Raw genomic sequence first — 23,047 nt, 5'->3', positions numbered from 1 at the left:
CGAATCAGTCGGGCTACGTCCAGCACTCCGGCGCCGCAAGATTCGTCAACGCCGGTGGGATCGCCCGGCAGTCGTGGGTCTTATACCCACCTATTGACCAGCTTATCCCATTTCCGCCGCCCGAAATCAACGCTGTGGGTCCGCAGTCGCCACTGCGCGCCGACTAGAGGGCCAGATCGGCCGCCGAGATACCGGCCGCCGGGCGCTTGACGGTCTTGGTGACGATATAGGTGAAATAGCGCTCGATGCCCACGTCCGACATCAACCAGGCATCGATCAGGCGCTGGTAGGCGTCGATGGAGGGCGCCTCGAACTTCACCAGGTAATCCACGCCGCCGCCCACCGCCACGCACTCGGTGACCTCGGGGGTGTCATGCACCAGGGCCTCGAAGCGCGCGAAGCTCTCGGCATGGTGTGCCTTGAGCTCGATCTGCACCCAGACCGGCGTGCGCGGCACCAGCACCCGGGGGTTGAGCCGGGCCGCGTAGCCCTCGATGATGCCGGCCTTCTCCAGGCGCCTGACCCGCTCCCAGCAGGGGCTGACCGAGAGGTTGATCGCCTCGGCCAGCTTCGACTTGGTGATGCGCCCGTCCCGGGAGAGGATCTCGAGGATTTTCAGGTCGTAACGATCGAGCTTCATGCCAGCGACTCGACGACCTCGGCGATCACCGCGATGGTATCACCCATGTTGACGTTGGCCGGGAAGCGGCGGGCGGCCAGCACGCCGTCGCGCCCGGCCCGGTACTCGATCGGCGCCGCGCCGCTGCGGGTCATGTCGTAGACCCGGGCGATGACCTGGCCCGTCGCCACGCCCTCGCCCAGCGCCACGGCAAGCTCGAGCAGGCCGGTATGCTCGCTCTGCACGTAGCAACTGGCATCCGGCATGTCGAGGTACACCTGGGGCGCCTCGGACGCTTCCAGGGAGCCCTCGACGAGGCCGAAGTGGACCAGGAAGTTGCGGATCCCCCGCTCGGTGATGGCCAGGCTCTGCGGTGTCGAGGTGCCGCCGCCGCCGAGCTCGGTGGCGACGAAGATCTTGCCCTGACGCTCCACGGCGGTGTCGAACAGCGCCTCGGCATCGAGCTCGAACATCATCATGGCATAGGGGGCACCGAAGGCCTTGGCGCCCTCCAGGGCGCGACGCTGCTGGTCGGGGTCGTCGAGCACGTGGGAGGCGGCGAAGGGCAGGATGTCCAGGGTGCGCCCCCCCGAATGCAGGTCCAGCACCACGTCGCATATCGGCACCAGCGTGCGAGTGAAGTAGTCGGCGATCTTCTCGGTGACGCTGCCGTCGGGGTCCCCCGGGAAGCTGCGATTGAGGTTGCCGCCGTCCATCGGCGAGGTACGCCGGCCGGCCTGGGCCGCCGGGGTGTTCATCATCGGCACGATGATCACCCGGCCCTGGACGTCCTCGGCCGACAGCGAGCTCGACAGTTTCTGCAGGGCGGTGATGCCCTCGTACTCGTCGCCGTGGTTGCCACCGGTCAGCAGGGCCGTCGGCCCCTCGCCGTGCTTGATCACGGTGACCGGAATCATCACCGCGCCCCAGGCGGACTCGTCGTTGGAGATCGGCAGCTTGAGGAAGCCGTGCTGGACGCCCTCGGCGTCGAAATCGACGGTGGCGGAGATCGGGCTGGGCCGCTTGGTCATGGTCGGTGACTCCTTGTTCTCTACAGGCTCGGGGCTGATCCGGCGACAGGACTATTCCCCCTACGACCTGTCCCCGGCGCCCCTCGCTTCAGGCGACTGCGACTTAGCCGGCTCAGCGCACGAAGAGCTGGCGCGGGAAGTCAGCCAGGGTCTCGCAGCCGGTCTCGGTGATCAGGATGCTCTCGGTGATCTCCAGGCCCCACTCCTCCTCCCAGAGACCGGGCATGAAGTGGAAGGTCATGCCCGGCTGCAGGATGGTCTCGTCGGAGGGACGCAGGCTCATGGTGCGCTCGCCCCAGTCCGGCGGATAGCTGATGCCGATGGGGTAGCCGCAGCGGGCACCGCCGCGGTCGAAGCCGTACTTGTCCATGGCCGCGCCCAGGGCCATGGCGATGTCGGCGGTGCGGTTGCCGGGCTTGGCCACCGCCAGGCCGTTGTCGATGCCCTCGAGCAATGCCGACTCGGCGCGGATGAACTCCGCCGGAGGACGGCCCAGGAAAACGGTACGCGACATCGGGGCATGGTAGCGCTTGAAGACCCCGGCGATCTCGAAGAAGGTCCCCTCCCCCTCGCGGAAGGGGGTGTCGTCCCAGGTGAGGTGCGGCGCGGCGGCGTCCTTCCCGGTGGGCAACATCGGCACGATGGCCGGATAGTCTCCCCCGTAGACCTTGCCGCTGGCATCCTTCCAGCCCTCGATGCCGACCCGGTAGATCTCGGAGACCAGCTTGCTCTTGGGCAGCCCCGGCTCGATCACCTCGAGGATGCGCGAGTGCATGCCCTCGACGATCTTTGCGGCGATGCGCATGTACTCGATCTCCTGGGGCGACTTGATGGCACGACACCAGTTGACCAGGGCATTGGCATCCATGAAGCGGGCATGGGGCAGCTCGCGCAGCAGGCACTGGTAGGCCTTGGCCGAGAAGTAGTAGTTGTCCATCTCCATGCCCACCACGCCCTCGTGCCAGCCGCGATCGGGGAGGATGGTCTGGGCCAGGTAGTCCATGGGGTGCATGTCGGGATTCTGGACGTAGTAGTCCGGATAGTAGGTGATGTTCTCCGGGTCTATCCAGCAGGTGCGCAGGGCCCCGTTGGCATCCATCCGCCGACCGTACCAGACCGGCTCGCCTTCCAGGCCGAGCAGCACGCACTGGTGCACATAGAAGGACCAGCCGTCATAGCCCGTCAGCCAGGCCATGTTGGAAGGGTCGCTGATGATCAGCACATCGATGCCGCGACTCGCCATCTCGGCGCGCACCTTCCAGAGGCGGCCGAGGTATTCGTCACGAGTGAACGGCAGGGAAACCTCAATCATGGAATCGCTCATCAAACGATCACATCACCGAACCCGGCCACATCCTCTACGGGAGGCGGCCGGGGCGCAGGGGCGGACTCGCCGGCCACGCCTGGGGGGCGTGTGAATTGTCATGACGTTTGCTAGCATGTGTCATGACAATCTCCGGTCAATGTCTCAATGCTGATACTAGCACCCCCGCTCGGCGACCGGTCAAAGGCTTTATTGCATCATGACAATTGATCTGACGCCCTACCTCTCGGACACCGGCCCCAAGTACCTGTCCATCGCTCGCGCCCTCTCCGAGGCCATCCGCCAGGGCGACCTCACCCCGGGCACCCGGCTGCCGCCGCACCGCCAGCTGGCCGAGACCCTGAACGTCAGCGTGCAGACCGTCTCGCGGGCCTATGGCCAGGCCGAGAAGATGGGCCTGGTGCAGGCCCGGGTCGGCAGCGGCACCTGGATCAACGCTCTCGACGACGCCCGGGAGTCGGCCTACCTGCGCGGCCAGGAACCGCGCCATGAAAGCGCGCTGATCGACCTGTCCATCGCCCACCCGATCTGCCCGCCGGGGCATCACCTGCGCTTTCGCGAGACCCTGGCGCGGCTCGCCGAGCAGGCCAGCCCGGACGTGGTGACCGCCAATCGTCCCATCGCCGGCCTGCCCCATCATCGCGAGCGAGCCAGCGACTGGCTGAACCAGCGGCTCGGCGTGCCCGGCGAGCCCGAGAGTCGGGTGCTGTGCAACGGCGCCGCCCATGGCCTGATGCTGGCCATCTCCACGGTGGTCCAGCACGGCGACCTGGTGCTGACCGAGGCCCTCACCGACCATGGCCTGATCGCCCTGTCCCGCACCCTGGGCTTCCAGCTGCGCGGCGTGACGATCGACGAACGTGGCGTGGTGCCCGAGGCGCTGGACCTCGCCTGCCGGCGCTTCAAGCCGCGCGCCGTGTGCCTGACGCCGACCCAGCTCAATCCCACCGGCGCCACCATGGACACCGCGCGACGCGACGCCGTGGCCCGGGTGCTCGATCACCATGGCGTCTGGCTCATCGAGGACGATGTCCACGCCCTGCTGGAGCCGCCGGGCCTCACCCCGCTCACCGCCCGGGTGCCGCAGCTGGGCTTTCATGTCACCAGCCTGACCAAGGCCACCGTGCCCGGGGTCCGGGCTGGCTATCTCAGCGTGCCCCGGGGCCAGCTGCACCACACCCTGCCACGCATGCGTGCCACCACCTGGATGGCCACCCCGCTGATCTTCGAGATCGCCGATGCCTGGATCGCCGATGATAGTCTGGAGATCATGGCGGCGGAGCAGCGCCGGCTGCTCGCCGAGCGCCAGCGACTGGCCGCGAGGCTGCTCGACGCCCATGAACGCAGCGCCCGCCCGTCCAGCCTGCATGTCTGGCTGTCGCTGCCCCCCGCCTGGCGAGCGGAGGAACTCCAGCTGCAGGCCGAGCAGGAGGGGGTGGCCATCACCACGGCGGTGCCCTTCATGGTCGAGCAGACCCCGGCCCCGCGGCGCATCCGGCTCAGCCTGGGCGCCGAACCCGATATCGAGCGCCTCGCGCAGGGCCTGGCCCGCCTCGGCGGGCTGCTCGACGAGGCCCCGCCCCCCATGATGCAGATCGTCTACTGAGAGGAGTTCCCATGCGCGTAATGGTCCACATCGATGCCGCCGAGGCCTGGCGCGAGGCCCTGGCCAGTCGCCTGCCCGACGCCGAGGTCTTCACCAGTGCCGCCCCCCTCGCCGAACGCCGCCGGGCGGACTACCTGGCGGCCTGGAAGCCCTCCGCCGAGCTGCTCGGCGAGCCGACGCATCTCAAGGGCATCATCAACCTCGGCGCCGGCGTCGACGCCCTGCTGAACAACCCGGGGCTGCCCCGCGGCGTGCCCATCGTCAAGCTGCGCGACGCCGGCATGGCGGGACCCATCGGCGACTATGTGCGTTATGGCCTGCTGCACTTCCAGCGCGACTTCGACCGCTACGCCCGCCAGCAGTCGCGGGCGGCGTGGCACGAGCACCCGCTGATCGACAAGGCCGACTGGCCGGTGGGCGTGCTCGGCCTGGGGGCCATCGGCGCCAGGGTGGCCGCCTTGGTCGCCGCCGACGGCTTCCCGGTACATGGCTGGAGTCGCTCCCCCAAGCGGCTGCCCGACGTGACCTGCCACCACGGCGAGGCAGGCCTGATGACGCTGCTCGGCCGGGTGAAGAGCCTGGTACTGCTGCTGCCGGACACCGCGGCCACCCGCGGGATCATCGACGCCGACGCCCTGGCGGCGCTGCCCGAGGGCGCCACCCTGATCAACCCCGGCCGCGGCGCGCTGATCGACGAGGCCGCCCTGCTCGAGGCCCTGGGTGACGGCGAGTCGGAGGGCCGGCTGCGCGGCGCCCTGCTGGATGCCTTCCCGGAGGAGCCGCTGCCCGGAACCAGCCCGCTGTGGCACCACCCCCGGGTGATCGTCACGCCACACATGGCCGGCCCCACCCCGCTGGCCGAGGCCGTGGACCAGGTCGCCGACGCCCTGCGCGCCTTCGAGGCCGGTGAACCGGTGGAGACCATCGACCCCGAGGCCGGCTACTAGATTCGTTAAATAGCGGGCTATTCGCCTCATCCAATCGATAAAATTGTCTCGAAATCCGTGTGTCTCGCGACGATCGGTCGAGCCCGGCAGGCTCCAGGGCCTACACGAAACCGGATGCAGGGCGTAGGCTTAAGAATGACACACACCGACCTCGAAGGAGGGGCACGATGCGTCACGCTCAGGTGGACTACAGTCGCCGCGACGCGCTGCTGGTGGTGGACATGCAGAACGACTTCTGCGAGGGCGGCGCCCTGGCCGTGGACGGCGGCAACGCCCTGGTCGCGGACATCAACGCCGAGATCACCACGGCCCACCAGGCCGGCGCCCTGGTGGTGGCCACCCGGGACTGGCACCCGGTGGATCATGTCAGTTTCGCCCACCGCGGCGGCCCCTGGCCGGTGCACTGCGTACAGGACACCGAGGGGGCCGCCTTCCATCCGGATCTCCGGCTCCCGGCGGACACCATCCGCGTCAGCAAGGCCACGGCCTTCGACGCCGACGCCTATTCGGGATTCGACGGCACGGGCCTCGGCGACTACCTGCGCGACCGCGGCATCAGCCGGGTCGTCGTCTGTGGCCTGGCCCTGGACGTCTGCGTCCGGGCCACCGTGCTGGACGCCCGCCGGGAGGGCTTCGACACGCTGCTGCTCGAGTCGTTGAGCGCGGCGGTGGATGCCGACATGGTGGCAGCGTGCCGGCGCGAGTTTGCCGAGGCCGGCGCCGAGGTGCGCCCATGAGCCGGCCGACGCCCCTTCGGGTGGACGACGACGAACTGGCGCTGCTGACCGACCTCTACCAGTTGACCATGACCCAGGCCTACTGGCAGGAGGCCATGAACGAGGTCGCCACCTTCAGCCTGTTCTTTCGCCGGCTGCCGCCTCAGCGACGCTTCATGCTCGCCTGCGGCCAGCAGCATGCCGCCGAGGTGGCCAGCCGGCTGCGCTTCACCGATGGGGCCCTGGGTCGGCTGGCCAGCGTCGACCACTTCGAGACCGGCTTTCTCGACTGGCTGGCGAACTGGCGCTTCGAGGGCGAGATCTGGACCCTCCCCGAGGGCACGCCGGTCTTCGCCAACGAGCCGCTGCTGGAGGTCGACGCGCCCATCGCCCAGGCCCAGCTGCTCGAGAGCCTGGTGATGAACCTGGTGCAGCTGGAGACGGTGCTCGCCTCCAAGGCGGTGCGCATCGTCATGGCGGCCCGGGGCCGGCCGGTGGTCGACTTCGGGATGCGCCGCATGCACGGCGTGGATGCCGCCGTCCGTGGCGTGCGGGCCTACCGCACCGCCGGGCTCTCCGGCACCAGCAACGTCCTCGGCGGCCTGCGCCACGACCTCGCCCTGAACGGCACCATGGCCCACAGCTACGTGCTCGCCCACGACAGCGAGCGGGAGGCCTTTCATGCCTTCGCCCACTACTATCCGCAGACCACGCTGCTGGTGGACACCCATGACACCCTCGCCGGGATACGCCAGGTCATCGACCTGATGCGCGACGCGCCCGAGGTGCGCGTCAGCGCCATCCGTCTGGACTCCGGGGACCTGGGCGAACTGGCCAAGGGCGCTCGCGCCCTGCTCGACGAGGCCGGCCATGAGGACATCAAGATCGTCGCCAGCAGCGGCCTCGACGAGCAGGCCATCGAGGCACTGCTCGAGGACGGGGCGCCCATCGACGCCTTCGGGGTCGGCACCCAGATGGGCGTGGCGGCCGACGCCCCGGTCATCGACCTCTCCTACAAGCTGGTGGAGTACGCCGGCACGCCACGGGTCAAGCACTCCACGGGCAAGATCAACCTGCCCGGGCGCAAGCAGGTGTATCGTCGCCAGGATGCGACGGGGCACTACGGCGGCGATGTCATCGCCACGCGGGACGAGGCCATCGACGCGGCCACGCCCCTGCTGGTCCCCTGCGTGGAAGGCGGCCGGCCCGTCCCGGAGGCGATGGCCCTGGCGGATACCGCCCGGGAACGGGTGGCACAGGCCCTGACCCACCTGCCGGCGACGCTGCGACGCCTCGACCACGGCGAGACCGGCTACCCGGTGGCGCTCTCCGCGGCACTGGAACGTCAGGTCGCCCGGGACTGACCGCGGATACACGGCCCGCCGGAGGGCGGGCCATGCAGGAAGGCTCCCGCCTCGCGGGCCTGGTCACGCCTCTCGCGCGAGGGAGCCTCGACTGTGCCGGGATCGGGTCGGGGGCTAGAACAACGCGTGGAAGCGGGCGAGCCAGGCCGGATGGGCCGGCCAGGCCGGGGCCGTGACCAGCGTGTCACTGACGATCGCCTGGTCGACCTCGAGTTCGGCAAAGTCGCCGCCGGCCAGATGGACCTCCGGGGCACAGGCCGGATAGGCCGAGACCCGGAACCCCTCCAGGGAGACCGCCGCGGCCAGCAGCTGGGCCCCGTGGCAGATGGCGGCCACCGGCTTCTCGTGGTCGAAGAAGTGACGCACCAGTTCCAGGACCCGCTCGTCCAGGCGCAGGTATTCGGGGGCGCGTCCCCCCGGAATCACCAGGCCGTCGTAGTCGCCGGGGGTGACCTCGGAGAAGGTGGCGTTGAGGACGAAGTTGTGGCCCGGCTTCTCGGTATAGGTCTGGTCGCCCTCGAAGTCGTGGATGGCGGTCCGGATGCGGTCGCCCTCGCGCTTGTCGGGACACACCGCGTCCACCTGGTGACCCATGGCCTGGAGGGCCTGGAAGGGCACCATGAGCTCATAGTCCTCGACGAAGTCGCCGGCGATAAGCAGCAAGCTGGCCATGGGGATCTCCTTGTGCATGGGGAGGAAAGCGGGGCCCTGTCAGGGCAGCCTAGCCCGCCATCGATGAATCGGCCATGACCGGCGGGAACCCGGGGCGACCCGCCGCGCTCTCAGGGCAGTCACCCCATCGAGGGCATCATCATGCTCCTTTCCGCCCTGCGCCTCATCGGCTGGCTGGCGCTGCTGTCGCTGGCCCTGCCGGCCCTGGCAGCGCCCCCGCCGCAGGCCTTCAGCGCCCGCTATCACCTGCAGGTGGACGGCTGGCCGGATACCGACATCCGCCACCGCCTCCGCCATGACGGGGGCGCCTGGCGGAGCGAGATGCGCACCGAGCTGCCCGGGGCCTGGGGGCGGGAGTGGGGACGCTTCCGGGTCGCCGAGGACGGGGTTCGCGCCCTGCACTATGCCGCGGGCTACTCGCTGCTGGGGATCCAGCGGGGCTACTCGCTGGACCGGCGGGACCTGGGGGCCCTGCCCGACCGCCAGAGCGCCCTTGTCGCCCTCGCCCGCCGGGCCATCGGCAACGCCTGCGTCCGGGATTGCCCGCTGCGCTACCGTGACCACCGGGGCCGCGAGGAAGTCCTGCGCTACCGGGTGCTGGGGCGGGATGCCCTGTCCCTGCCGCAGGGCCGCTTCGATCGGGTGAGAGTCGTCCTCAGCGAGCCCGGCGACACCGACAAGCGCCTGATACTGGACCTCGATGCGCAGCGCCCCGGCCTGCTGCTGGCCATGGAGTACCACCGCGACGGCCGGCGCCGCAGCCGGCTGACCCTGACTGCGCTGGCCGAGCCCTGAGTCCCCTTCCGCCGCGGGGCAAGAATGCCTGGCAGCCGGTCGGAATTGACCGATCGTCACGAGAAAGACGGATTTCGAGACGAGTCTATCGATCTGATGAGGCGAATAGCACACTATTCAACGACTCAGATCGAATGACATCGGCCGAGCCCGGGTTTCGCAGTAGAGCAGCGTCGAGTCCGACAGGCTGCTAGAGTAGCCGGTTTTCGGGTCGCCGACGGCACCCCAAAGGAGAAGGGACTCTCGCATGCTGACCGGTCTGCTGATCGTCTTGTTGCCACTGGTCCTGGGCTATCTGGTCCGAGTCCGACGGGCGGGGCCGATGGCCCTGATCAACCGTGGCGTGAATGCCTCGATCTACGTGATCCTGCTGTTGATGGGAATCGGGCTGGCCGGCCTCGACGACCTCGGCGGCCAGCTCTCGCGGATGGGCGGGCAGGCCCTGACCCTGCTCGGCGTGACCTCGGCCTGCAACCCCGCGGCCCTGGGCTGGCTGTCCCGCCGGCTGCGCCTGGCGGTGGATCCCTCGCGGGTGGTGGCCGGCGCCCCCACCAGCAAGCTCGCCGCCATGGCCGGATCGCTGTCGCTGGTCGGGGTGGTACTGCTGGGGGTCGTGCTCGGCGTGGTGGCCGGCGGCCCCCTGGGCGAGAGCCTGTTCCCCTGGGCGGAGCGGCTGGCGGAATGGGTGCTCTATGCCCTGCTCGCGCTGATCGGCTGCCAGCTGCGCAATTCCGGCATGCCGCTCCGGCAGATCCTGCTCAACCGGTTCGGCCTGGCCATTGCCATTACCCTGGCGGCGAGCTCGCTGGTCGGCGGCCTGCTCGCCGCTCCCCTGCTCGAGCTGCCCTGGAACCAGGGCCTGGCCCTGGCCGCCGGCTTCGGCTGGTACTCCCTGTCCGGCATCCTGATCGGCGACCAGCTCGGCCCCCTGCTCGGCGGCGTGGCCTTCTTCAACGATCTCGGCCGCGAGCTGCTGGCCTTCGTGCTGATCCCGCTGGTGATCCACCGCCAGGCGGCCCTGGCCATCGGCTACGGCGGCGCCACGGCCATGGACTTCACCCTGCCGGTCATCCAGCAACACGGCGGCGTGGCCTGCGTGCCGGTGGCGGTGGTCAGCGGCTTCATCCTCTCGTTGCTCTCGCCGCCGCTGATCCTCTTCCTGCTGACGCTGTAGGCCATGGGCACCCTGCCGCTCTCCAGGGATCAGCCAGCAACACGGCGGCGTAGCCTGCGTGCCGGTGGCGGTGGTCAGCGGCTTCATCCTCTCGTTGCTCTCACCGCCGCTGATCCTGTTCCTGCTGACGCTGTAGGCCATGGGCACCCTGCCGCTCTCCAGGGGTCACCCAGCAGCACGGCGGCGTGGCACCGGTCACCTGCACAATGCCTGCACACCGATCGGGGATGATAGGGTCTCACCCTGATCGTCCCTGCTGGCCCCGCGGAGTCCGTCGATGCGTTCCCGCTCTGTCTTCACCCCGGCCGTGTCCCGGCTCGGGATCAAGTTGTTCGTGATCATCCTGGTGGTCAATGTGGCCATCTCCGGGCTGGTCTTCATCGCCGTGTCACGCAGCCTCGACCAGGGCTTCATCGAGTACCTGGACCGCACCCAGACCCGGCGGGCCGAGACCCTGGCCAAGGGCCTGGCCGACGAATGGGCGTGGCGCGGCGACTGGCAATGGCTGCGCCAGTCGCCGCGAACCTGGCATCACCTGGTGCGTCGCCAGCTGTGGCCGGGGGATGCCCCGCCGCCGGAGGGCATCGAGCGCCGCCTGGGAGACCCCAAGGACTTCGTGCTCCATGACGCCGAGGGCCTGCCGGTGATCGGACTGCCGCCGGACAACGACCTGGAGGCGGCGGAGCTTCGCTGGCTGCCGATCGTCAGCGACGGCACCCGGGTCGGCACCCTGGGCTATCGACCGCCCCAGCAGCTGATGGCGCGCATGGATCGGATCTTCCTGTCCCAGCAGCGCCGTAACCTGGCGATCATCGTCGCCGCCCTGGGACTGGCCTCCCTGCTGCTGGCGGGAGGCCTGTCCTGGTGGCTGGGCCGCCGCACCCGAGGCATGACCCTGGCCACCCGGCGCCTCACCGAGGGCGACTACAGCACCCGTCTGGCCGAGCGCGGCCGCGACGAGCTCTCCAGCCTGGCACGCGACTTCAATGTCCTGGCGGCCACCCTGGAGGCCAGCCGCGAGGCGCGCAGCCGCTGGGTCTCGGACATCGCCCACGAGCTACGCACGCCGCTCGCCGTGCTGCGCGGCGAGATCGAGGCCATGCAGGACGGCATCCGTCCCCTGGACCTGGACAACCTGGGCTCGCTGGCCCAGGAGGTCGACCAGCTCGAGCGCCTGGTGGCCGACCTGCGACTGCTGTCCCAGAGCGATGCCGGTGCCCTGGAGGTCCAGCTGGCGCCCCTGGACCTGGCCGCCAGCCTCGCCGCCCGACTCGACGAGGCCACCCCCTGGCTGGCCGACAGCGACCTCGCGCTCGACAGCGAGATCGAGGGCCCGGCCTGGATCCGCGGCGACACCCAGCGCCTGCGCCAGTTGTGGACCAACCTGCTGGACAACACCTGTGCATATACTCATCCCCCGGGCCGGCTGAGGGTACGTCTCGCCGCCACCGGAGAGGGCTGGCAGGTGAGCTGGGAGGACAGCGCCCCGGGGGTGCCCGAGGCCGAGCTGCCGCGGCTCACCGAACGCCTCTACCGGGTCGAGGGGTCGCGCAGCCGCGCCAGCGGCGGCAGCGGCCTGGGGCTGTCCATCGCCATGGCCCTGGCCCGGGCCCACGGCGCCGAGATGGTCGCCACCCCGTCGTCGCTCGGCGGGCTATGCTGGACGCTGACCTTTCCGGCCATCGCCGAACATCAACTCAGGGAGGATGACGCATGATTGCCCCGGACCCCGCGACCGACCGCGTCCTGATCGTCGAGGACGAACCCAAGATCGCCCGCCTGGTGGCGGATTACCTGGAGGGCAGCGGTTTCGACTGCCACCACATCGACCACGGCGACAAGGTCCTGCCCTGGCTCGAGGCCCAGGAGGCCCGCCCGGAGCTGGTCCTGCTCGACCTGATGCTGCCGGGCACCGACGGCCTGACGCTGTGCCGGGAGATTCGCCAGCGCTGGCCACGGGTGGCGATCATCATGCTCACCGCCCGGGTCGAGGAAGTCGACCGTCTGCTGGGCCTGGAACTCGGCGCCGACGACTACATCTGCAAGCCGTTCAGCCCCCGCGAGGTGGTGGCCAGGGCCCGGGCCGTGCTGCGCCGCAGCCGCGCCGCCGAGGCCCCGGAGACCGCCGGCGACGGCAACACCCTGAGCCTGGACGAGGACGGCTGGCGGGCGCTGGCCGACGGCCAGGACCTGGGACTGACGGCGGTGGAGTTCCAGCTGCTGCGGGTGATGATGCAGTCGCCCGGTCGCATCTTCTCCCGGGAACAGCTGATGGATCACATGTACCGCGATCACCGCATCGTCTCCGAGCGCACCGTGGACAGCCATATCAAGAAGCTGCGCAAGAAGATCGCCGAGGTCTGGCCCGAGCGCGAGATCATTCGCTCGGTCTACGGCGTGGGCTACAAGTATCAGCCGGAGGAGTGAGCCCCGCGGGCATGCACCACCTTTGCACCCTGGGTCCACGGCCCTTGCACGTCGCCGGGCGACACTGCCAGCGTCACCCAAGGACACAAGGAATGCCGGACATGAAGAAGATGAGCCTGACCCGCAAGCTGTTCGCTCCCGCCCTGCTGGCCGCCGCCATCGCCCCCCTGGCGCTCTCCGCCGGCGCCGCTCCCGGTGAGGGCGAGCCCCACGGCAGGGGAGGATCGTTCCACGCCGAGCAGCGCGAGGCGCTCTTCGAGCGCGCGGGCCTCGACGCCGAGACGCGCGATGCCCTGGCCGAGGCCCGCGCCGAGCATCACCAGGCGCTGCAGGAGCTGCAGACCGAGCACCGCGAGCGGCTCGACGAGATCCTCGATGACGACCAGCGTGCGGCCCTCGAGCAGGCCAAGCGCGAGATGCGCCAGGAATGGCGCGCCGAGCAGCGCCAGGCCCGCGAGGCGCGCCTGGAGGCCCTGTTCGACGAGTGGCAGCTCGACGAAGCGAGCCGCGAGGCACTCCGCGAGCAGCGTGCCGCCTTCCATGCCGAGGCCCAGGCGCTGCACGACCGGACCTTCGACAGCCGCGAGGATCGCCGGGCGGCCTGGCAGGCACTGCGCGCCGACTACCGCGAGACCCTCGCCGAGCATCTCGACGAGGAACAGCTGAGTCGCCTGCGCGAGGCCATGCGTCCCGACCACAAGGGCCCCGGCCCGCACCACGGCGGCGATCGCCCCCGGCACCCCGACGCCGGCTGACGCCGCCCTCCCCGCCTCCCAGGACGCCCGGCCCCGTGCCAGGCGTCTTCGTTTTCCTCTCACCGAACTTCGAGATTCCCGCCGCAGGCGGGAGGCCGACTTGCAGACCACAGGGGATGTGCGTATTTTGTTTGAACGTTCATTTAAAAAAAGAGTCACCCCAACAACAGGAGTCTCACTGAATGACGGATAACACCGCCCTTCCCGAGCGACGGGATCGGATCAACCGCACGGTCTTCCACGGCAGCGTGGCAGGCATCCTGGTGTTCCTGGTCCTGACCATGACGTTCACCCAGGAGGCCGGCGCCTTCTTCGACGCCGGCCTGGCCTGGGTGAATGACACCTTCGGTTGGTACTACATGCTGGCCGCCGTGGCCTATCTCGCCTTCGTGGTGGTGATCGGCTGTTCGCGGGTCGGCTCGATCCGCCTCGGCCCGGACCACTCGCGCCCCGAGTTCTCGCTGGTGTCCTGGGCCTCGATGCTGTTCGCCGCCGGCATCGGCATCGACCTGCTGTTCTTCTGCGTGGCCGAGCCGCTGTCCCACTACCTGACCCCGCCAGACATGGCCCCGGAAAGCGCCGCGGCCATGCGTGCCGCCGTGCCCCAGACCTTCCTCCACTGGGGGCTCTCCGGCTGGGGCATGTACGTGCTGATGGGCATGGCGCTGGCCTACTTCAGCTATCGCCACCGCCTGCCGCTGGCCATCCGCAGCGCCCTCTACCCGCTGCTGGGCAAACGCATCAACGGCCCCATCGGCAACGCCGTGGACATCACCGCGGTGATCTCCACCGTGTTCGGCATCGCCACCAGCCTGGGCATCGGCGTGATGCAGCTGAACTACGGCCTGACCTTCATGTTCGGCATCCCCGAGAGCCTCGCCACCCAGGTTGTGCTGATCGTGCTGGTGGTGATCCTCGCGACCATCTCGGTGGTCACCGGCGTCGAGAAGGGCATCCGCCGCCTGTCCGAGTTCAACATGGGGCTGGCCGCCGCCCTGCTGCTGTTCGTGCTCTTCCAGGGCGACACCCTGCACCTGCTCGACGCCCTGGTGCTCAACGCCGGGGACTACCTCGGCAACTTCGTCGGCTCGAGCTTCGACACCTACGCCTTCGCCGGCGAGGACGCCCAGCAGTGGAAGGGCTGGTGGACCATCTTCTTCTGGGGCTGGTGGATCGCCTGGACGCCCTTCGTCGGCCTGTTCCTGGCGCGCATCTCCCGCGGTCGGACCATCCGCGAGTTCGTCATCGGCGCCCTGCTGATCCCGCTGGGCTTCATGATGGCCTGGATGTCGATCTTCGGTAACAGCGGTATCGAGATGGTCGCCAATCAGGGACTCGTCGAGCTGGGCGAGCAGGCGCTCAACGCTCCCCAGACCACCATCTACACCTTCCTCGAGCAGTACCCCTACATCGGCATCACCGCCTCGGTGGTCACCCTCCTGGGTATCGTGTTCTTCGTCACCTCCGCCGACTCCGGCGCCCTGGTGCTGGCGAACTTCACCTCGATCCTGTCGGACGTGAACCACGACGCGCCCATCCGCCTGCGCATCTTCTGGTCCGTGGCCATCGGCCTGGTCACCGTGGCCCTGCTGATGGCCGGCGGCCTGTCGGCGCTGCAGAGCGCGGTGGTGATCACCGCCCTGCCCTTCTCGCTGGTGATCTTCGCGATCATGGCCGGCATGACCCGCGCGCTGAGGCTGGAGAGCAAGAAGGCCGAGGCCCGCCGCCAGGTCAGCGGCACCGCGCCGGGCGGCGACTGGCGAGAGCGCCTCGACCGGGCACTGGATACCTCCACCCGGGCCGGCGCCGCCGCCACCATCGAGCACGCCGTCCGGCCGGCCCTGCGCCAGTTCGCCGAGGAGCTCGAGAGCCGCGGCCAGCCGGCCACGGTGACCGAGGAAGAGGTCGAGGGCGAGCCGCTGCCGCAGCTGACCCTGCAGGCGGACTTCGACGACGCCCACGGCTTCGTCTACCAGGTGCGCGCCCACCGCCTGCGCACCCCGAGCTTCCTGCCGGCGGACGACGACTACTATGTGCGCCTCGACGTCTACCTGACCGAGGGTGGCGCGGACAAGGACCTCAACGGCTATACCCGCGGCCAGGTGCTCGGCGACGTGCTTTCCGAGTACGAACGTCACCTGCACTTCCTGGCCCTGGCCGGCGAGGGCGGCGCCAGCGTCCAGGCGATGCCCGGCTCCGTGGGCGAGCCGCCCCAGGACCTCAGCCCGGCCTGAGGCACCCCCAGAACCGGCACGCGAGCGGCGACCCCACGGGGTCGCCGCTTTCGTGTCTGCCCCATGCCGGACGGCAGACAAATCGGGGGATCGCGCCCATAGTGGAAGGAGGCAGTCTTCGCCGGCCTTGCGGGAGGAACCGACCATGCCCACCCGAGTCGCCGTCATCCAGGCCCCACCGCGTCTGCTCGACCGGGACGCCAGCCTGGAGCGGGCCATTGCACTGACCGATGAGGCGGCCGCCTCGGGGGCCGGCCTGCTGGTGTTTCCCGAGGCCTACCTGCCCGGCTACCCCACCTGGATCTGGCGCCTGCGGCCGGGGGGCGACATGGCCCTGTCCGGCGAGATCCATGCCCGCCTGTGGGAGAACGCCTTCGATCTGGACCAGGATCACCTGCGCCCCCTCCAGAAGGCCGCGGCCCGCAACGCCGTGACGCTGGCGATCGGCCTCCACGAGCGGGATGGCCGCTACAGCGGCACCACCCTGTACAACACCGCGGTGGTGATCGGACCGGACGGCACCCTGCTCAACCGCCATCGCAAGCTGATGCCGACCAACCCGGAGCGCATGGTCTGGGGCCAGGGCGATGCCAGCGGGCTGCGGGTCGTGGACACCCCGGCGGGCCGCCTCGGCGCCCTGATCTGCTGGGAGTGCTACATGCCGCTGGCCCGTTTCGCGCTCTATGCCCAGGGCCTCGAAGTGTTCATCAACCCGACCTGGGACGCCGGCGAGACGCGCCTGGCCAGCCTGCGGCATATCGCCAGGGAAGGCGGCTGCTGGGTCATCGCCACCGCGACGGCCCTGGAGGGGAGCGACATTCCCGAAGACTTTCCCGAGCGCGACCGGCTGTTCTCGCCGGACGAGTGGATCAACCCCGGAGACGCCACCGTGGTCGCCCCGGGAGGTGAGGTGGTCGCCGGCCCCCTGCACCGCGAGAAGGGCATCCTCTATGCCGACATCGACGCCGCGGCGGCCCGGCGGGCGCGACGCACCCTGGACGTGGGCGGCCACTACGGCCGACCGGACCTCTTCTCGCTGAGCGTGGACCGCCAGCCCCGCGTGCCGGCACGCTTCGAGGACTGATCGGGCCCGGCGACCACGCCGCCAGCCGGAGGATGGTCTATAACTGTAGCCAGCCCATGACAGCCGGAGACAGCGTCATGCAAAGCGCCAACGACCCCCCGAACGGCGGACGCCTGGTCGAGGTGCCGGTCAGCCTGCTCGAGAACGGCATGTATATCGCCGCCCTCGATCGGCCCTGGATGGTCCCGCCCCACCTGCTGAAACGCGGACGCTCCGACCTGCGCCGACTGCGCAGCTACTGCCGCTCGGTGTATGTCGATCCCCAGCGCTCCCAACCCCAGGTGCAGGCGATCCTGTCCGCCCTGCAGAGCCCACCGGACCTCAGCGAGTTCGCGCCCTTGCCCGACGAGGAGCGGCGCCGCCCGGCGGTCGCGCAGCGCGATCCCCGCGAGGTGCACCACGCCGAGCAGCTGTACACCAAGACCCAGCGCACGCTGCAGCGCCTGATGCGCGACGAGCATGACTGGTATCGTCGCCTGCCGACGCTGCAGCGGGAGATCGGCCGGCTCATCACGTCGCTGGAGGTGGTCCCCGAGACCCTGGTCTGGCTGACCCGCCTCAAGCACCGGGTCGCCTACCGAATGGAACACGGCCTCAACGTCGCCATCCTCGCCATGGCCTTCGGCCAGCACCTGGGCCACGAGCGCTCACGGCTCGAGGAACTGGGGCTCGCCGGCCTGCTGCACGACGTGGGCAAGATGCGCCTCGACCAGGCGTTACTGGACAAGCCCGGCCCGCTCACCGAGGAGGAATTCCAGCACGTCCAGAGCCATGTACTGCGTGGTTACGCCATGCTCGAGCATGACCCGCATCTCCCCACGGCGGTCAAGATCGCCTGCCGGGACTATCACGAGCGTCTCGACGGCAGCGGTTACCCCCGCGGCAAGCCGGCCCGGGACATCGGCGAGGCCGCCCGGATCCTCGCCATCGTCGACACCTATGACGCCATCACCAGCGACCGCGTCTACAGTCCGGCCCGACCGGCGACCGAGGCCCTGGGCATCCTCCACCAGGGCCGTCGATGCCACTTCGACGGCCGACTGGTCGACCGTTTCATCGACTGGATCGGCCTCTACCCCCTCGGCACCCTGGTCGAGCTCAACAACGGCATGGTCGGCATCGTGGTCGCCCAGGTGCCCGACCAGCCGCTTCGGCCGCAGGTGCTGGTCAAGCTCGACGAACGCAAGACGGCCATCCCCGGGCAGCTGGTCGACCTCGCCGAGCCGACCCTCGACGGGTTCCGGCTCTCGGTGGACAAGGCACTGCCCCCGGGCGCCTACGGAGTCCAGCTGGAGAGCCTGCCGATCCCCGGTGGCTGACGCCCCGGGGCTCGTGTCGGGGGGCCGCCTCGCGGCGCCGCCGCACAACGGTTACCCTGAGGCCCCCTGCCAGGAGACGGCCATGAGCGATACTTCGCCCCTCACCGACCCGCGCCGCATCACCTACTACCACGCCCATCTGTATTATGAGGATGCGGCGGGACTCGCCGAGGCCCGCCGCGTGGCCGAAGCCGCCGCCGAACGCTTCGCGATTCGGGTGGGGCGCTTCCACGAGCGACCGGTGGGCCCCCATCCCCTGTGGAGCTGCCAGCTGTCCTTTGCCGCCGAGCTGTTCGGCGAGGTCGTGCCCTGGCTGGCCCTCAACCGGGGCTCGCTGGATGTCTTCGTCCACGTCGGCACCGGCGACGACCGCTTCGACCATACCCAGGGGGTGATGTGGCTGGGCCGCAGCCACGCCCTGGACCTGACCGTCTTCGGCGACGACTGAGGCGCGACCTCGTCCCGGCGGGCCTCGACTACACTGATGGGCACATACCGCTGTCGAGCGAGGCACCCATGAGTCAACGCTTCATCGAGGTCGTCAGCGACTACCCCTCCACCGAGGAGGAGTTCGTCCTCCTGCTGCATCTCGACCAGATCGCCCAGATCCGTCCCGAGTTCGAGGCGGAAAATGAGCCGCGCCATGAGCCCGTGGCCGTGGTCACCCTGGCCAATGGCGAATTGCTGGTCCTCAAGAACAGCTTCAAGAGCGTGGTCAAGCAGCTCACCGAGGCAAAGATGGTGATACGCTCCTAGGGCCGCCGCGGCCAGACACGTGACCGGGGCACGCCTGAGCGCGCCCCGGTCACGCCCTGTCCAGCCTCGATCAGCTCATGTCGAGCACGACGCGCCCTTCGATCCGGCCATCGATCATGCGCTGGAAGATGTCATTGATGTTCTCCAGCCGGTCGCTCGCCACCGTGGCCTTGACCTTGCCTTCGCCGGCGAAGTCGAGGGCCTCCTGCAGGTCCTGGCGGGTGCCGACGATGGAGCCGCGCACGGTGATGCCGTTGAGCACGGTGTCGAAGATCGGCAGCGGGAAGTCGCCGGGGGGCAGGCCGTTGAGCGAGATGGTTCCCCCGCGTCGCACCATGCCCTGCGCCTGCTCGAAGGCCTTGGGCGAGACCGCGGTGACCAGCACGCCATGGGCACCGCCGATCTCGCGCTTGAGGTAGGCGGCCGGGTCGGTGGTCAGGGCGTTGACCGTCACGCTGGCCCCCAGGCGCTTGGCGAGCGCCAGCTTGGTGTCGTCGATATCCACCGCGGCAACGTTGAGCCCCATGGCGCGGGCGTACTGCACCGCCATGTGGCCGAGGCCGCCGATGCCGGAGATTACGACCCATTGCCCGGGACGGGTGTCGGTCATCTTGAGCCCCTTGTAGACGGTGACCCCGGCACAGAGCACCGGCGCGATCTCCAGGAAATCGACGTTGTCGGGCAGCCGCCCCACGTAGCCGGCATCGGCCAGGGTATAGCCGGCGAAGCCGCCGTTCACCGAGTAGCCGGTGTTCTGCTGGGACTCGCACAGGGTCTCCCAGCCCCCCAGGCAGTGCTCGCAGTGCCCGCAGGCGGAATACAGCCAGGGCACCCCGACCCGGTCGCCTTCCTTGAGATGGCTGACGCCCTCGCCCACCGCCGCCACGTGGCCGACACCCTCGTGGCCGGGGATGAAGGGCGGTTCGGGCTTGATCGGCCAGTCGCCATGGGCCGCATGAAGATCGGTATGGCAGACACCGGAGGCGGCCACCTTCACCAGGATCTCGCCGCGCCCCGGGCGGGGCACCTCGACCTCTTCCAGGCTCAGCGGCTCGCCGAAGGACCGCACCACGGCGGCTTGCATCGTCTTGTCCATGAATCCTACTCCTAACCGTTGCGTTGGCAGGCACCGGCATCGCCTGTGCGATACCGGGCATCGACTCGTCAGGGGAGCCGCCCCGGGCAGGGTGCCCGGGGGGCAGGGGCCTCAGAAGAAGCCCAGCGGGTTGGTGTCGTAGCTGACCAGCAGGTTCTTGGTCTGCTGATAGTGCTCGAGGGCCACCTTGTGGGTCTCGCGGCCCACGCCGGACTTCTTGTAGCCGCCGAAGGCGGCATGCGCCGGATACTGGTGGTAGCAGTTGGTCCACACGCGGCCGGCCTGGATGCCACGCCCCATGCGGAAGGCCACGTTGATGTCGCGGCTCCACACCCCGGCGCCGAGGCCGAACTCGGTGTCGTTGGCGATGGCCAGCGCCTCGGCCTCGTCCTTGAAGGTGGTCACCGCCACCACCGGGCCGAAGATCTCCTCCTGGAAGACGCGCATCCTGTTGTGGCCCTTGAGCAGGGTCGGCTGGATATAGAAGCCATCGTTGATCGACTCATCCAGGGTCTCGCGGTTGCCCCCGGTGAGGAACTCGGCGCCCTCCTCCCGGGCGACGTCCATGTACGACATGATCTTGTCGAACTGCTCCCGGGAGGCCTGGGCGCCGACCTGGACGTCGGTGTCCAGCGGGTTGCCACGCTGGATGCTCGTCACCTTTTCCATGACCTTGGCCATGAAGGCGTCGTACATCGACTCCTGGATCAGCGCCCGGGACGGGCAGGTGCACACCTCGCCCTGGTTGAAGAAGGCCAGCACCAGCCCCTCGGCGGCCTTGTCGATGAACGCCGGCTCGGCGTCCATGATGTCGGCGAAGTAGATGTTCGGCGACTTGCCGCCCAGCTCCACGGTGGAGGGGATGATGTTGTCGGCGGCGCACTTGAGGATGTGTGCGCCCACCGGGGTCGAGCCGGTGAAGGCGATCTTGGCGATGCGCGTGCTGGTGGCCAGCGCCTGGCCGGCCTCGGCGCCGTAGCCGTTGACCACGTTGACCACCCCGGGGGGCAGCAGGTCGCCGACCAGCTCCATGACCTTGAGGATCGACACCGGGGTCTGCTCCGCGGGCTTGAGGACCACGCAGTTGCCGGCGGCCAGGGCCGGGGCGAGCTTCCAGACGGCCATCAGGATGGGGAAGTTCCAGGGGATGATCTGCCCCACCACCCCCAGCGGCTCGTGGAAGTGGTAGGACACGGTGTTGGCGTCGATGTCCGCCGCGGTGCCCTCCTGGGCGCGGATGCAGCCGGCGAAGTAGCGGAAGTGGTCGACCGCCAGGGGGATATCGGCGTTCAGTGTCTCGCGCACCGCCTTGCCGTTGTCCCAGGTCTCGGCGACGGCGAGCATCTCCAGGTTCTGCTCGATGCGATCGGCGATCCTGAGCAGCAGGTTGGAGCGCTCGGTGGCCGAGGTCCGGCCCCAGGCCGGCGCGGCGGCGTGGGCGGCGTCCAGGGCTCGCTCGATGTCCTCCGCCGTGGAGCGGGGAATCTCGCAGAACGCCTCGCCGTTGACCGGGCTGACGTTGTCGAAGTACTGCCCCTTGAGCGGCGCGACGAACTCGCCGCCGATGTAGTTGCCGTAACGGGGCGCGAAGGAAACCGGGGAATCGGGGCTACCGGGGTTGGCGTAGATCATGGTGCGCACTCCTGCCTGTTGGGAATCACGACGATCCGCTCGCGGCCGAGGACTTCAGCCGGACGCGTCGCATGCAATAGAGAGTAGTGAATCCTGCGCGTGCGCCCATCCTGCCTTGGGCGCAACGGATGGGGGTCTTTGGTCGTAGTTCCCTGGCACCGCCCATCGGGCGGTGGCCGCGCTACCGGGTAGCATCTGTCCGTTGGCGAAAGGCCCTGCACGGCGGCGGCAAGCCCGCCACCGGGAGCGCGGGGATGGCTCAGGGGGCGGGCTCGAACTCGCGGCGCACCTGGACCATCAGGCGCTGGACCGCATTGTTGGCGACCCCCTTGAGGTTCCACTGCGGCACCAGCGGCTGCACGTTGCCGGCCGCGTCCGTGGCCCGACAGAGCAGCTCGTGGCGGCCCTCGTCGGCCTCCCAGTCCAGGGACCACGCCTGCCAGGCATGGGGCGCCGTCGGGGATTCGAGCGCGGCCACCTGCCAGTGCTGGCCCGCATCCGTGCTGACCTCGACACGGTCGATGCTGCCCCAGCCCGACCAGGCCCGACCCTGCAGTGGGTGGTGGCCAGGGGGGAGCAGGCGTTCGCGGGTCTCGAACACCGGCATGCCCGGCGGCACCATCAACGCCCGGGGATACATGCGGCTCAGCTGGACCCCGGGGTCGTCCTCGTGCTGGGCGATGCGATAGAAGACGTTCTGCTGGTATCCCCAGAACGGCTCGTCGAGCACCGTGATGCGCTGCAGCCATTTCACCTGGGTCATGCCATACCAGCCGGGCACGATCAGACGCAGCGGGAAACCATGCTGGGGTGGCAGGGGCTCGCCGTTCATCTCGTAGGCCAGCAGCACCTCGGGGCGCAGGCAGTCGGCGGCGGACAGCGCGCGCTGGTACCGCTGGACGATCCCGCCCTGCTCGCCGCGATCGAGTCCGGTGAAGAGCACCTCCCTGGCCTCATCGAGTAGCCCGGCTTCCTGGAGCAGCGGCCCCAGCGGGGTCCCGGTCCATTCGCCGGTGCCGACGGCCTCGTCGAGCCACGGCTGGCTGTGCGGCCGGGGCTCGAGGCGCGCCCGACCATTGCCGGCACACTCCAGGGTCACCGGCTGGCTGACGCGAGGCCGCGAGCGAAGCTCCTCCAGCGACAGGGACAGCGCTCGGGTGACCCGGCCGTCGACCTCGAGGCGCCATGCCTCGGGGTCGACCCGGGGAATATCGAAGTGGGTGAGCACGTAGTGCATGCCCAGGGGCGTGGTCGCGTAGGCCAGCCCCTCGAGCGGCATGCCATGATTGCGGGTCGCCGACTGCAGCTCTTCGAGGGTGAAGTCCGTGGTCATGCCGCCCTCCCGTCTGACGCGGAACGGCCGCAGTGGTCGGCTACGGTCGAGGTGGGTTGTCATCAGTATAGCGCTCCACCGCCCCGGGGCCCCTCGACAAGGAGACGACTCGCGTGCGGCGAACGGCCCCCTCGGGCACTTCCCCCTGGGCGTCGGCCGTCCG

General features: G+C 69.4%; 21 protein-coding genes. 14 read left to right on the top strand and 7 right to left on the bottom strand.

Annotated features, from left to right (window positions below):
* Window positions 1-163 precede the first annotated feature (163 nt).
* The 3 genes from FHR97_RS15875 to doeA form a co-directional block, all read right to left on the bottom strand.
* A complete protein-coding gene (locus FHR97_RS15875; protein ID WP_183384775.1) occupies window positions 164-640 on the bottom strand; it encodes an Lrp/AsnC family transcriptional regulator in 477 nt (158 codons plus the stop codon).
* Window positions 637-1,650 carry a N(2)-acetyl-L-2,4-diaminobutanoate deacetylase DoeB gene (gene doeB, locus FHR97_RS15870; protein ID WP_183384774.1) on the bottom strand — a complete coding sequence of 338 codons (1,014 nt, stop codon included), beginning with the start codon at window positions 1,648-1,650 and terminating at the stop codon, window positions 637-639. The genes FHR97_RS15875 and doeB overlap by 4 nt, the downstream gene beginning before the upstream one ends.
* 112 nt (window positions 1,651-1,762) lie before the next feature.
* Complete coding sequence (gene doeA / locus FHR97_RS15865) at window positions 1,763-2,962, bottom strand: ectoine hydrolase DoeA (protein WP_183384773.1); 1,200 nt, start codon at window positions 2,960-2,962, stop codon at window positions 1,763-1,765.
* Between the two features lie 211 nt (window positions 2,963-3,173).
* Here doeA and ehuR point away from each other — a divergent pair, with 211 nt between their 5' ends.
* From ehuR to FHR97_RS15845, 4 genes are all read left to right on the top strand, one after another.
* Window positions 3,174-4,580, top strand: a complete 1,407-nt coding sequence (gene ehuR, locus FHR97_RS15860; RefSeq protein WP_183384772.1) for a MocR-like ectoine utilization transcription factor EhuR — start codon at window positions 3,174-3,176, stop codon at window positions 4,578-4,580.
* 11 nt (window positions 4,581-4,591) lie between these two features.
* Window positions 4,592-5,527 (top strand): 2-hydroxyacid dehydrogenase, encoded by a 936-nt coding sequence (locus FHR97_RS15855; RefSeq protein WP_183384771.1) that lies wholly within the window; start codon window positions 4,592-4,594, stop codon window positions 5,525-5,527.
* 167 nt (window positions 5,528-5,694) lie between these two features.
* A complete protein-coding gene (locus tag FHR97_RS15850; protein ID WP_183384770.1) occupies window positions 5,695-6,264 on the top strand; it encodes an isochorismatase family protein in 570 nt (189 codons plus the stop codon).
* Window positions 6,261-7,607, top strand: a complete 1,347-nt coding sequence (locus FHR97_RS15845; protein ID WP_183384769.1) for a nicotinate phosphoribosyltransferase — start codon at window positions 6,261-6,263, stop codon at window positions 7,605-7,607. The genes FHR97_RS15850 and FHR97_RS15845 overlap by 4 nt, the downstream gene beginning before the upstream one ends.
* 114 nt (window positions 7,608-7,721) lie before the next feature.
* Here FHR97_RS15845 and FHR97_RS15840 read toward each other — a convergent pair whose 3' ends face one another.
* On the bottom strand, window positions 7,722-8,279 hold the full coding sequence (locus tag FHR97_RS15840) for a DJ-1/PfpI family protein (RefSeq protein ID WP_183384768.1): 558 nt from the start codon (window positions 8,277-8,279) through the stop codon (window positions 7,722-7,724).
* A 141-nt stretch (window positions 8,280-8,420) separates the two neighbouring features.
* Here FHR97_RS15840 and FHR97_RS15835 point away from each other — a divergent pair, with 141 nt between their 5' ends.
* The 10 genes from FHR97_RS15835 (at window position 8,421) to FHR97_RS15790 (ending at window position 18,823) form a co-directional block, all read left to right on the top strand.
* Window positions 8,421-9,074 carry a hypothetical protein gene (locus FHR97_RS15835; protein WP_183384767.1) on the top strand — a complete coding sequence of 218 codons (654 nt, stop codon included), beginning with the start codon at window positions 8,421-8,423 and terminating at the stop codon, window positions 9,072-9,074.
* A gap of 247 nt (window positions 9,075-9,321) precedes the next feature.
* On the top strand, window positions 9,322-10,248 hold the full coding sequence (locus FHR97_RS15830; protein WP_183384766.1) for a LysO family transporter: 927 nt from the start codon (window positions 9,322-9,324) through the stop codon (window positions 10,246-10,248).
* 277 nt (window positions 10,249-10,525) lie between these two features.
* On the top strand, window positions 10,526-11,965 hold the full coding sequence (locus tag FHR97_RS15825; protein WP_183384765.1) for an ATP-binding protein: 1,440 nt from the start codon (window positions 10,526-10,528) through the stop codon (window positions 11,963-11,965).
* Entirely contained in the window at window positions 11,962-12,675 is a 714-nt protein-coding gene (locus FHR97_RS15820) for a response regulator (RefSeq protein ID WP_183384764.1), read from the top strand. The genes FHR97_RS15825 and FHR97_RS15820 overlap by 4 nt, the downstream gene beginning before the upstream one ends.
* A 101-nt stretch (window positions 12,676-12,776) precedes the next feature.
* On the top strand, window positions 12,777-13,430 hold the full coding sequence (locus tag FHR97_RS15815; RefSeq protein ID WP_183384763.1) for a hypothetical protein: 654 nt from the start codon (window positions 12,777-12,779) through the stop codon (window positions 13,428-13,430).
* A 182-nt stretch (window positions 13,431-13,612) separates the two neighbouring features.
* Window positions 13,613-15,664 (top strand): choline BCCT transporter BetT, encoded by a 2,052-nt coding sequence (gene betT / locus FHR97_RS15810; protein WP_183384762.1) that lies wholly within the window; start codon window positions 13,613-13,615, stop codon window positions 15,662-15,664.
* A gap of 145 nt (window positions 15,665-15,809) precedes the next feature.
* The gene (locus FHR97_RS15805; RefSeq protein WP_183384761.1) at window positions 15,810-16,748 is read left to right on the top strand and encodes a carbon-nitrogen hydrolase family protein; all 939 of its coding nucleotides are present in this window, start codon (window positions 15,810-15,812) and stop codon (window positions 16,746-16,748) included.
* Window positions 16,749-16,825: 77 nt separating this feature from the next.
* Window positions 16,826-18,067 (top strand): cyclic di-GMP phosphodiesterase, encoded by a 1,242-nt coding sequence (locus tag FHR97_RS15800; protein WP_183384760.1) that lies wholly within the window; start codon window positions 16,826-16,828, stop codon window positions 18,065-18,067.
* An 82-nt stretch (window positions 18,068-18,149) separates the two neighbouring features.
* Entirely contained in the window at window positions 18,150-18,515 is a 366-nt protein-coding gene (locus FHR97_RS15795) for a DOPA 4,5-dioxygenase family protein (RefSeq protein ID WP_183384759.1), read from the top strand.
* A gap of 68 nt (window positions 18,516-18,583) precedes the next feature.
* Window positions 18,584-18,823 (top strand): hypothetical protein, encoded by a 240-nt coding sequence (locus tag FHR97_RS15790; protein ID WP_183384758.1) that lies wholly within the window; start codon window positions 18,584-18,586, stop codon window positions 18,821-18,823.
* Between the two features lie 70 nt (window positions 18,824-18,893).
* Here the strand turns inward: FHR97_RS15790 and adhP are convergent, their stop codons facing one another.
* From adhP to FHR97_RS15775, 3 genes are all read right to left on the bottom strand, one after another.
* Window positions 18,894-19,919 (bottom strand): alcohol dehydrogenase AdhP, encoded by a 1,026-nt coding sequence (gene adhP / locus FHR97_RS15785; RefSeq protein WP_183384757.1) that lies wholly within the window; start codon window positions 19,917-19,919, stop codon window positions 18,894-18,896.
* Window positions 19,920-20,030: 111 nt separating this feature from the next.
* Window positions 20,031-21,551, bottom strand: coding sequence for an acetaldehyde dehydrogenase ExaC (gene exaC / locus FHR97_RS15780; protein WP_183384756.1), 1,521 nt, complete (start codon window positions 21,549-21,551; stop codon window positions 20,031-20,033).
* Between the two features lie 259 nt (window positions 21,552-21,810).
* On the bottom strand, window positions 21,811-22,884 hold the full coding sequence (locus tag FHR97_RS15775; RefSeq protein ID WP_221187826.1) for a sulfite oxidase: 1,074 nt from the start codon (window positions 22,882-22,884) through the stop codon (window positions 21,811-21,813).
* Between the last annotated feature and the right edge of the window lie 163 nt (window positions 22,885-23,047).

The organism is Halomonas stenophila, from assembly GCF_014192275.1.
Taxonomy (GTDB): Bacteria; Pseudomonadota; Gammaproteobacteria; order Pseudomonadales; family Halomonadaceae; genus Halomonas; species Halomonas stenophila.
The sequence above is the reverse complement of the archived record's forward strand: the minus strand, read 5'-3'. Positions and strand labels throughout refer to the sequence as shown.

Excerpts from the sequence above, each read along its gene's own strand:
- doeA (WP_183384773.1), bottom strand. The coding sequence starts at position 2,962 with ATGATTGAGGTTTCCCTGCCGTTCACTCGTGACGAATACCTCGGCCGC.
- exaC (WP_183384756.1), bottom strand. The coding sequence starts at position 21,551 with ATGATCTACGCCAACCCCGGTAGCCCCGATTCCCCGGTTTCCTTCGCG.
- ehuR (WP_183384772.1), top strand. The coding sequence starts at position 3,174 with ATGACAATTGATCTGACGCCCTACCTCTCGGACACCGGCCCCAAGTAC.
- FHR97_RS15820 (WP_183384764.1), top strand. The coding sequence starts at position 11,962 with ATGATTGCCCCGGACCCCGCGACCGACCGCGTCCTGATCGTCGAGGAC.
- FHR97_RS15840 (WP_183384768.1), bottom strand. The coding sequence starts at position 8,279 with ATGGCCAGCTTGCTGCTTATCGCCGGCGACTTCGTCGAGGACTATGAG.
- doeB (WP_183384774.1), bottom strand. The coding sequence starts at position 1,650 with ATGACCAAGCGGCCCAGCCCGATCTCCGCCACCGTCGATTTCGACGCC.
- FHR97_RS15775 (WP_221187826.1), bottom strand. The coding sequence starts at position 22,884 with ATGACCACGGACTTCACCCTCGAAGAGCTGCAGTCGGCGACCCGCAAT.
- FHR97_RS15845 (WP_183384769.1), top strand. The coding sequence starts at position 6,261 with ATGAGCCGGCCGACGCCCCTTCGGGTGGACGACGACGAACTGGCGCTG.
- FHR97_RS15835 (WP_183384767.1), top strand. The coding sequence starts at position 8,421 with ATGCTCCTTTCCGCCCTGCGCCTCATCGGCTGGCTGGCGCTGCTGTCG.
- betT (WP_183384762.1), top strand. The coding sequence starts at position 13,613 with ATGACGGATAACACCGCCCTTCCCGAGCGACGGGATCGGATCAACCGC.
- FHR97_RS15850 (WP_183384770.1), top strand. The coding sequence starts at position 5,695 with ATGCGTCACGCTCAGGTGGACTACAGTCGCCGCGACGCGCTGCTGGTG.
- FHR97_RS15790 (WP_183384758.1), top strand. The coding sequence starts at position 18,584 with ATGAGTCAACGCTTCATCGAGGTCGTCAGCGACTACCCCTCCACCGAG.
- FHR97_RS15805 (WP_183384761.1), top strand. The coding sequence starts at position 15,810 with ATGCCCACCCGAGTCGCCGTCATCCAGGCCCCACCGCGTCTGCTCGAC.
- adhP (WP_183384757.1), bottom strand. The coding sequence starts at position 19,919 with ATGGACAAGACGATGCAAGCCGCCGTGGTGCGGTCCTTCGGCGAGCCG.
- FHR97_RS15875 (WP_183384775.1), bottom strand. The coding sequence starts at position 640 with ATGAAGCTCGATCGTTACGACCTGAAAATCCTCGAGATCCTCTCCCGG.
- FHR97_RS15830 (WP_183384766.1), top strand. The coding sequence starts at position 9,322 with ATGCTGACCGGTCTGCTGATCGTCTTGTTGCCACTGGTCCTGGGCTAT.
- FHR97_RS15855 (WP_183384771.1), top strand. The coding sequence starts at position 4,592 with ATGCGCGTAATGGTCCACATCGATGCCGCCGAGGCCTGGCGCGAGGCC.
- FHR97_RS15815 (WP_183384763.1), top strand. The coding sequence starts at position 12,777 with ATGAAGAAGATGAGCCTGACCCGCAAGCTGTTCGCTCCCGCCCTGCTG.
- FHR97_RS15795 (WP_183384759.1), top strand. The coding sequence starts at position 18,150 with ATGAGCGATACTTCGCCCCTCACCGACCCGCGCCGCATCACCTACTAC.
- FHR97_RS15800 (WP_183384760.1), top strand. The coding sequence starts at position 16,826 with ATGCAAAGCGCCAACGACCCCCCGAACGGCGGACGCCTGGTCGAGGTG.
- FHR97_RS15825 (WP_183384765.1), top strand. The coding sequence starts at position 10,526 with ATGCGTTCCCGCTCTGTCTTCACCCCGGCCGTGTCCCGGCTCGGGATC.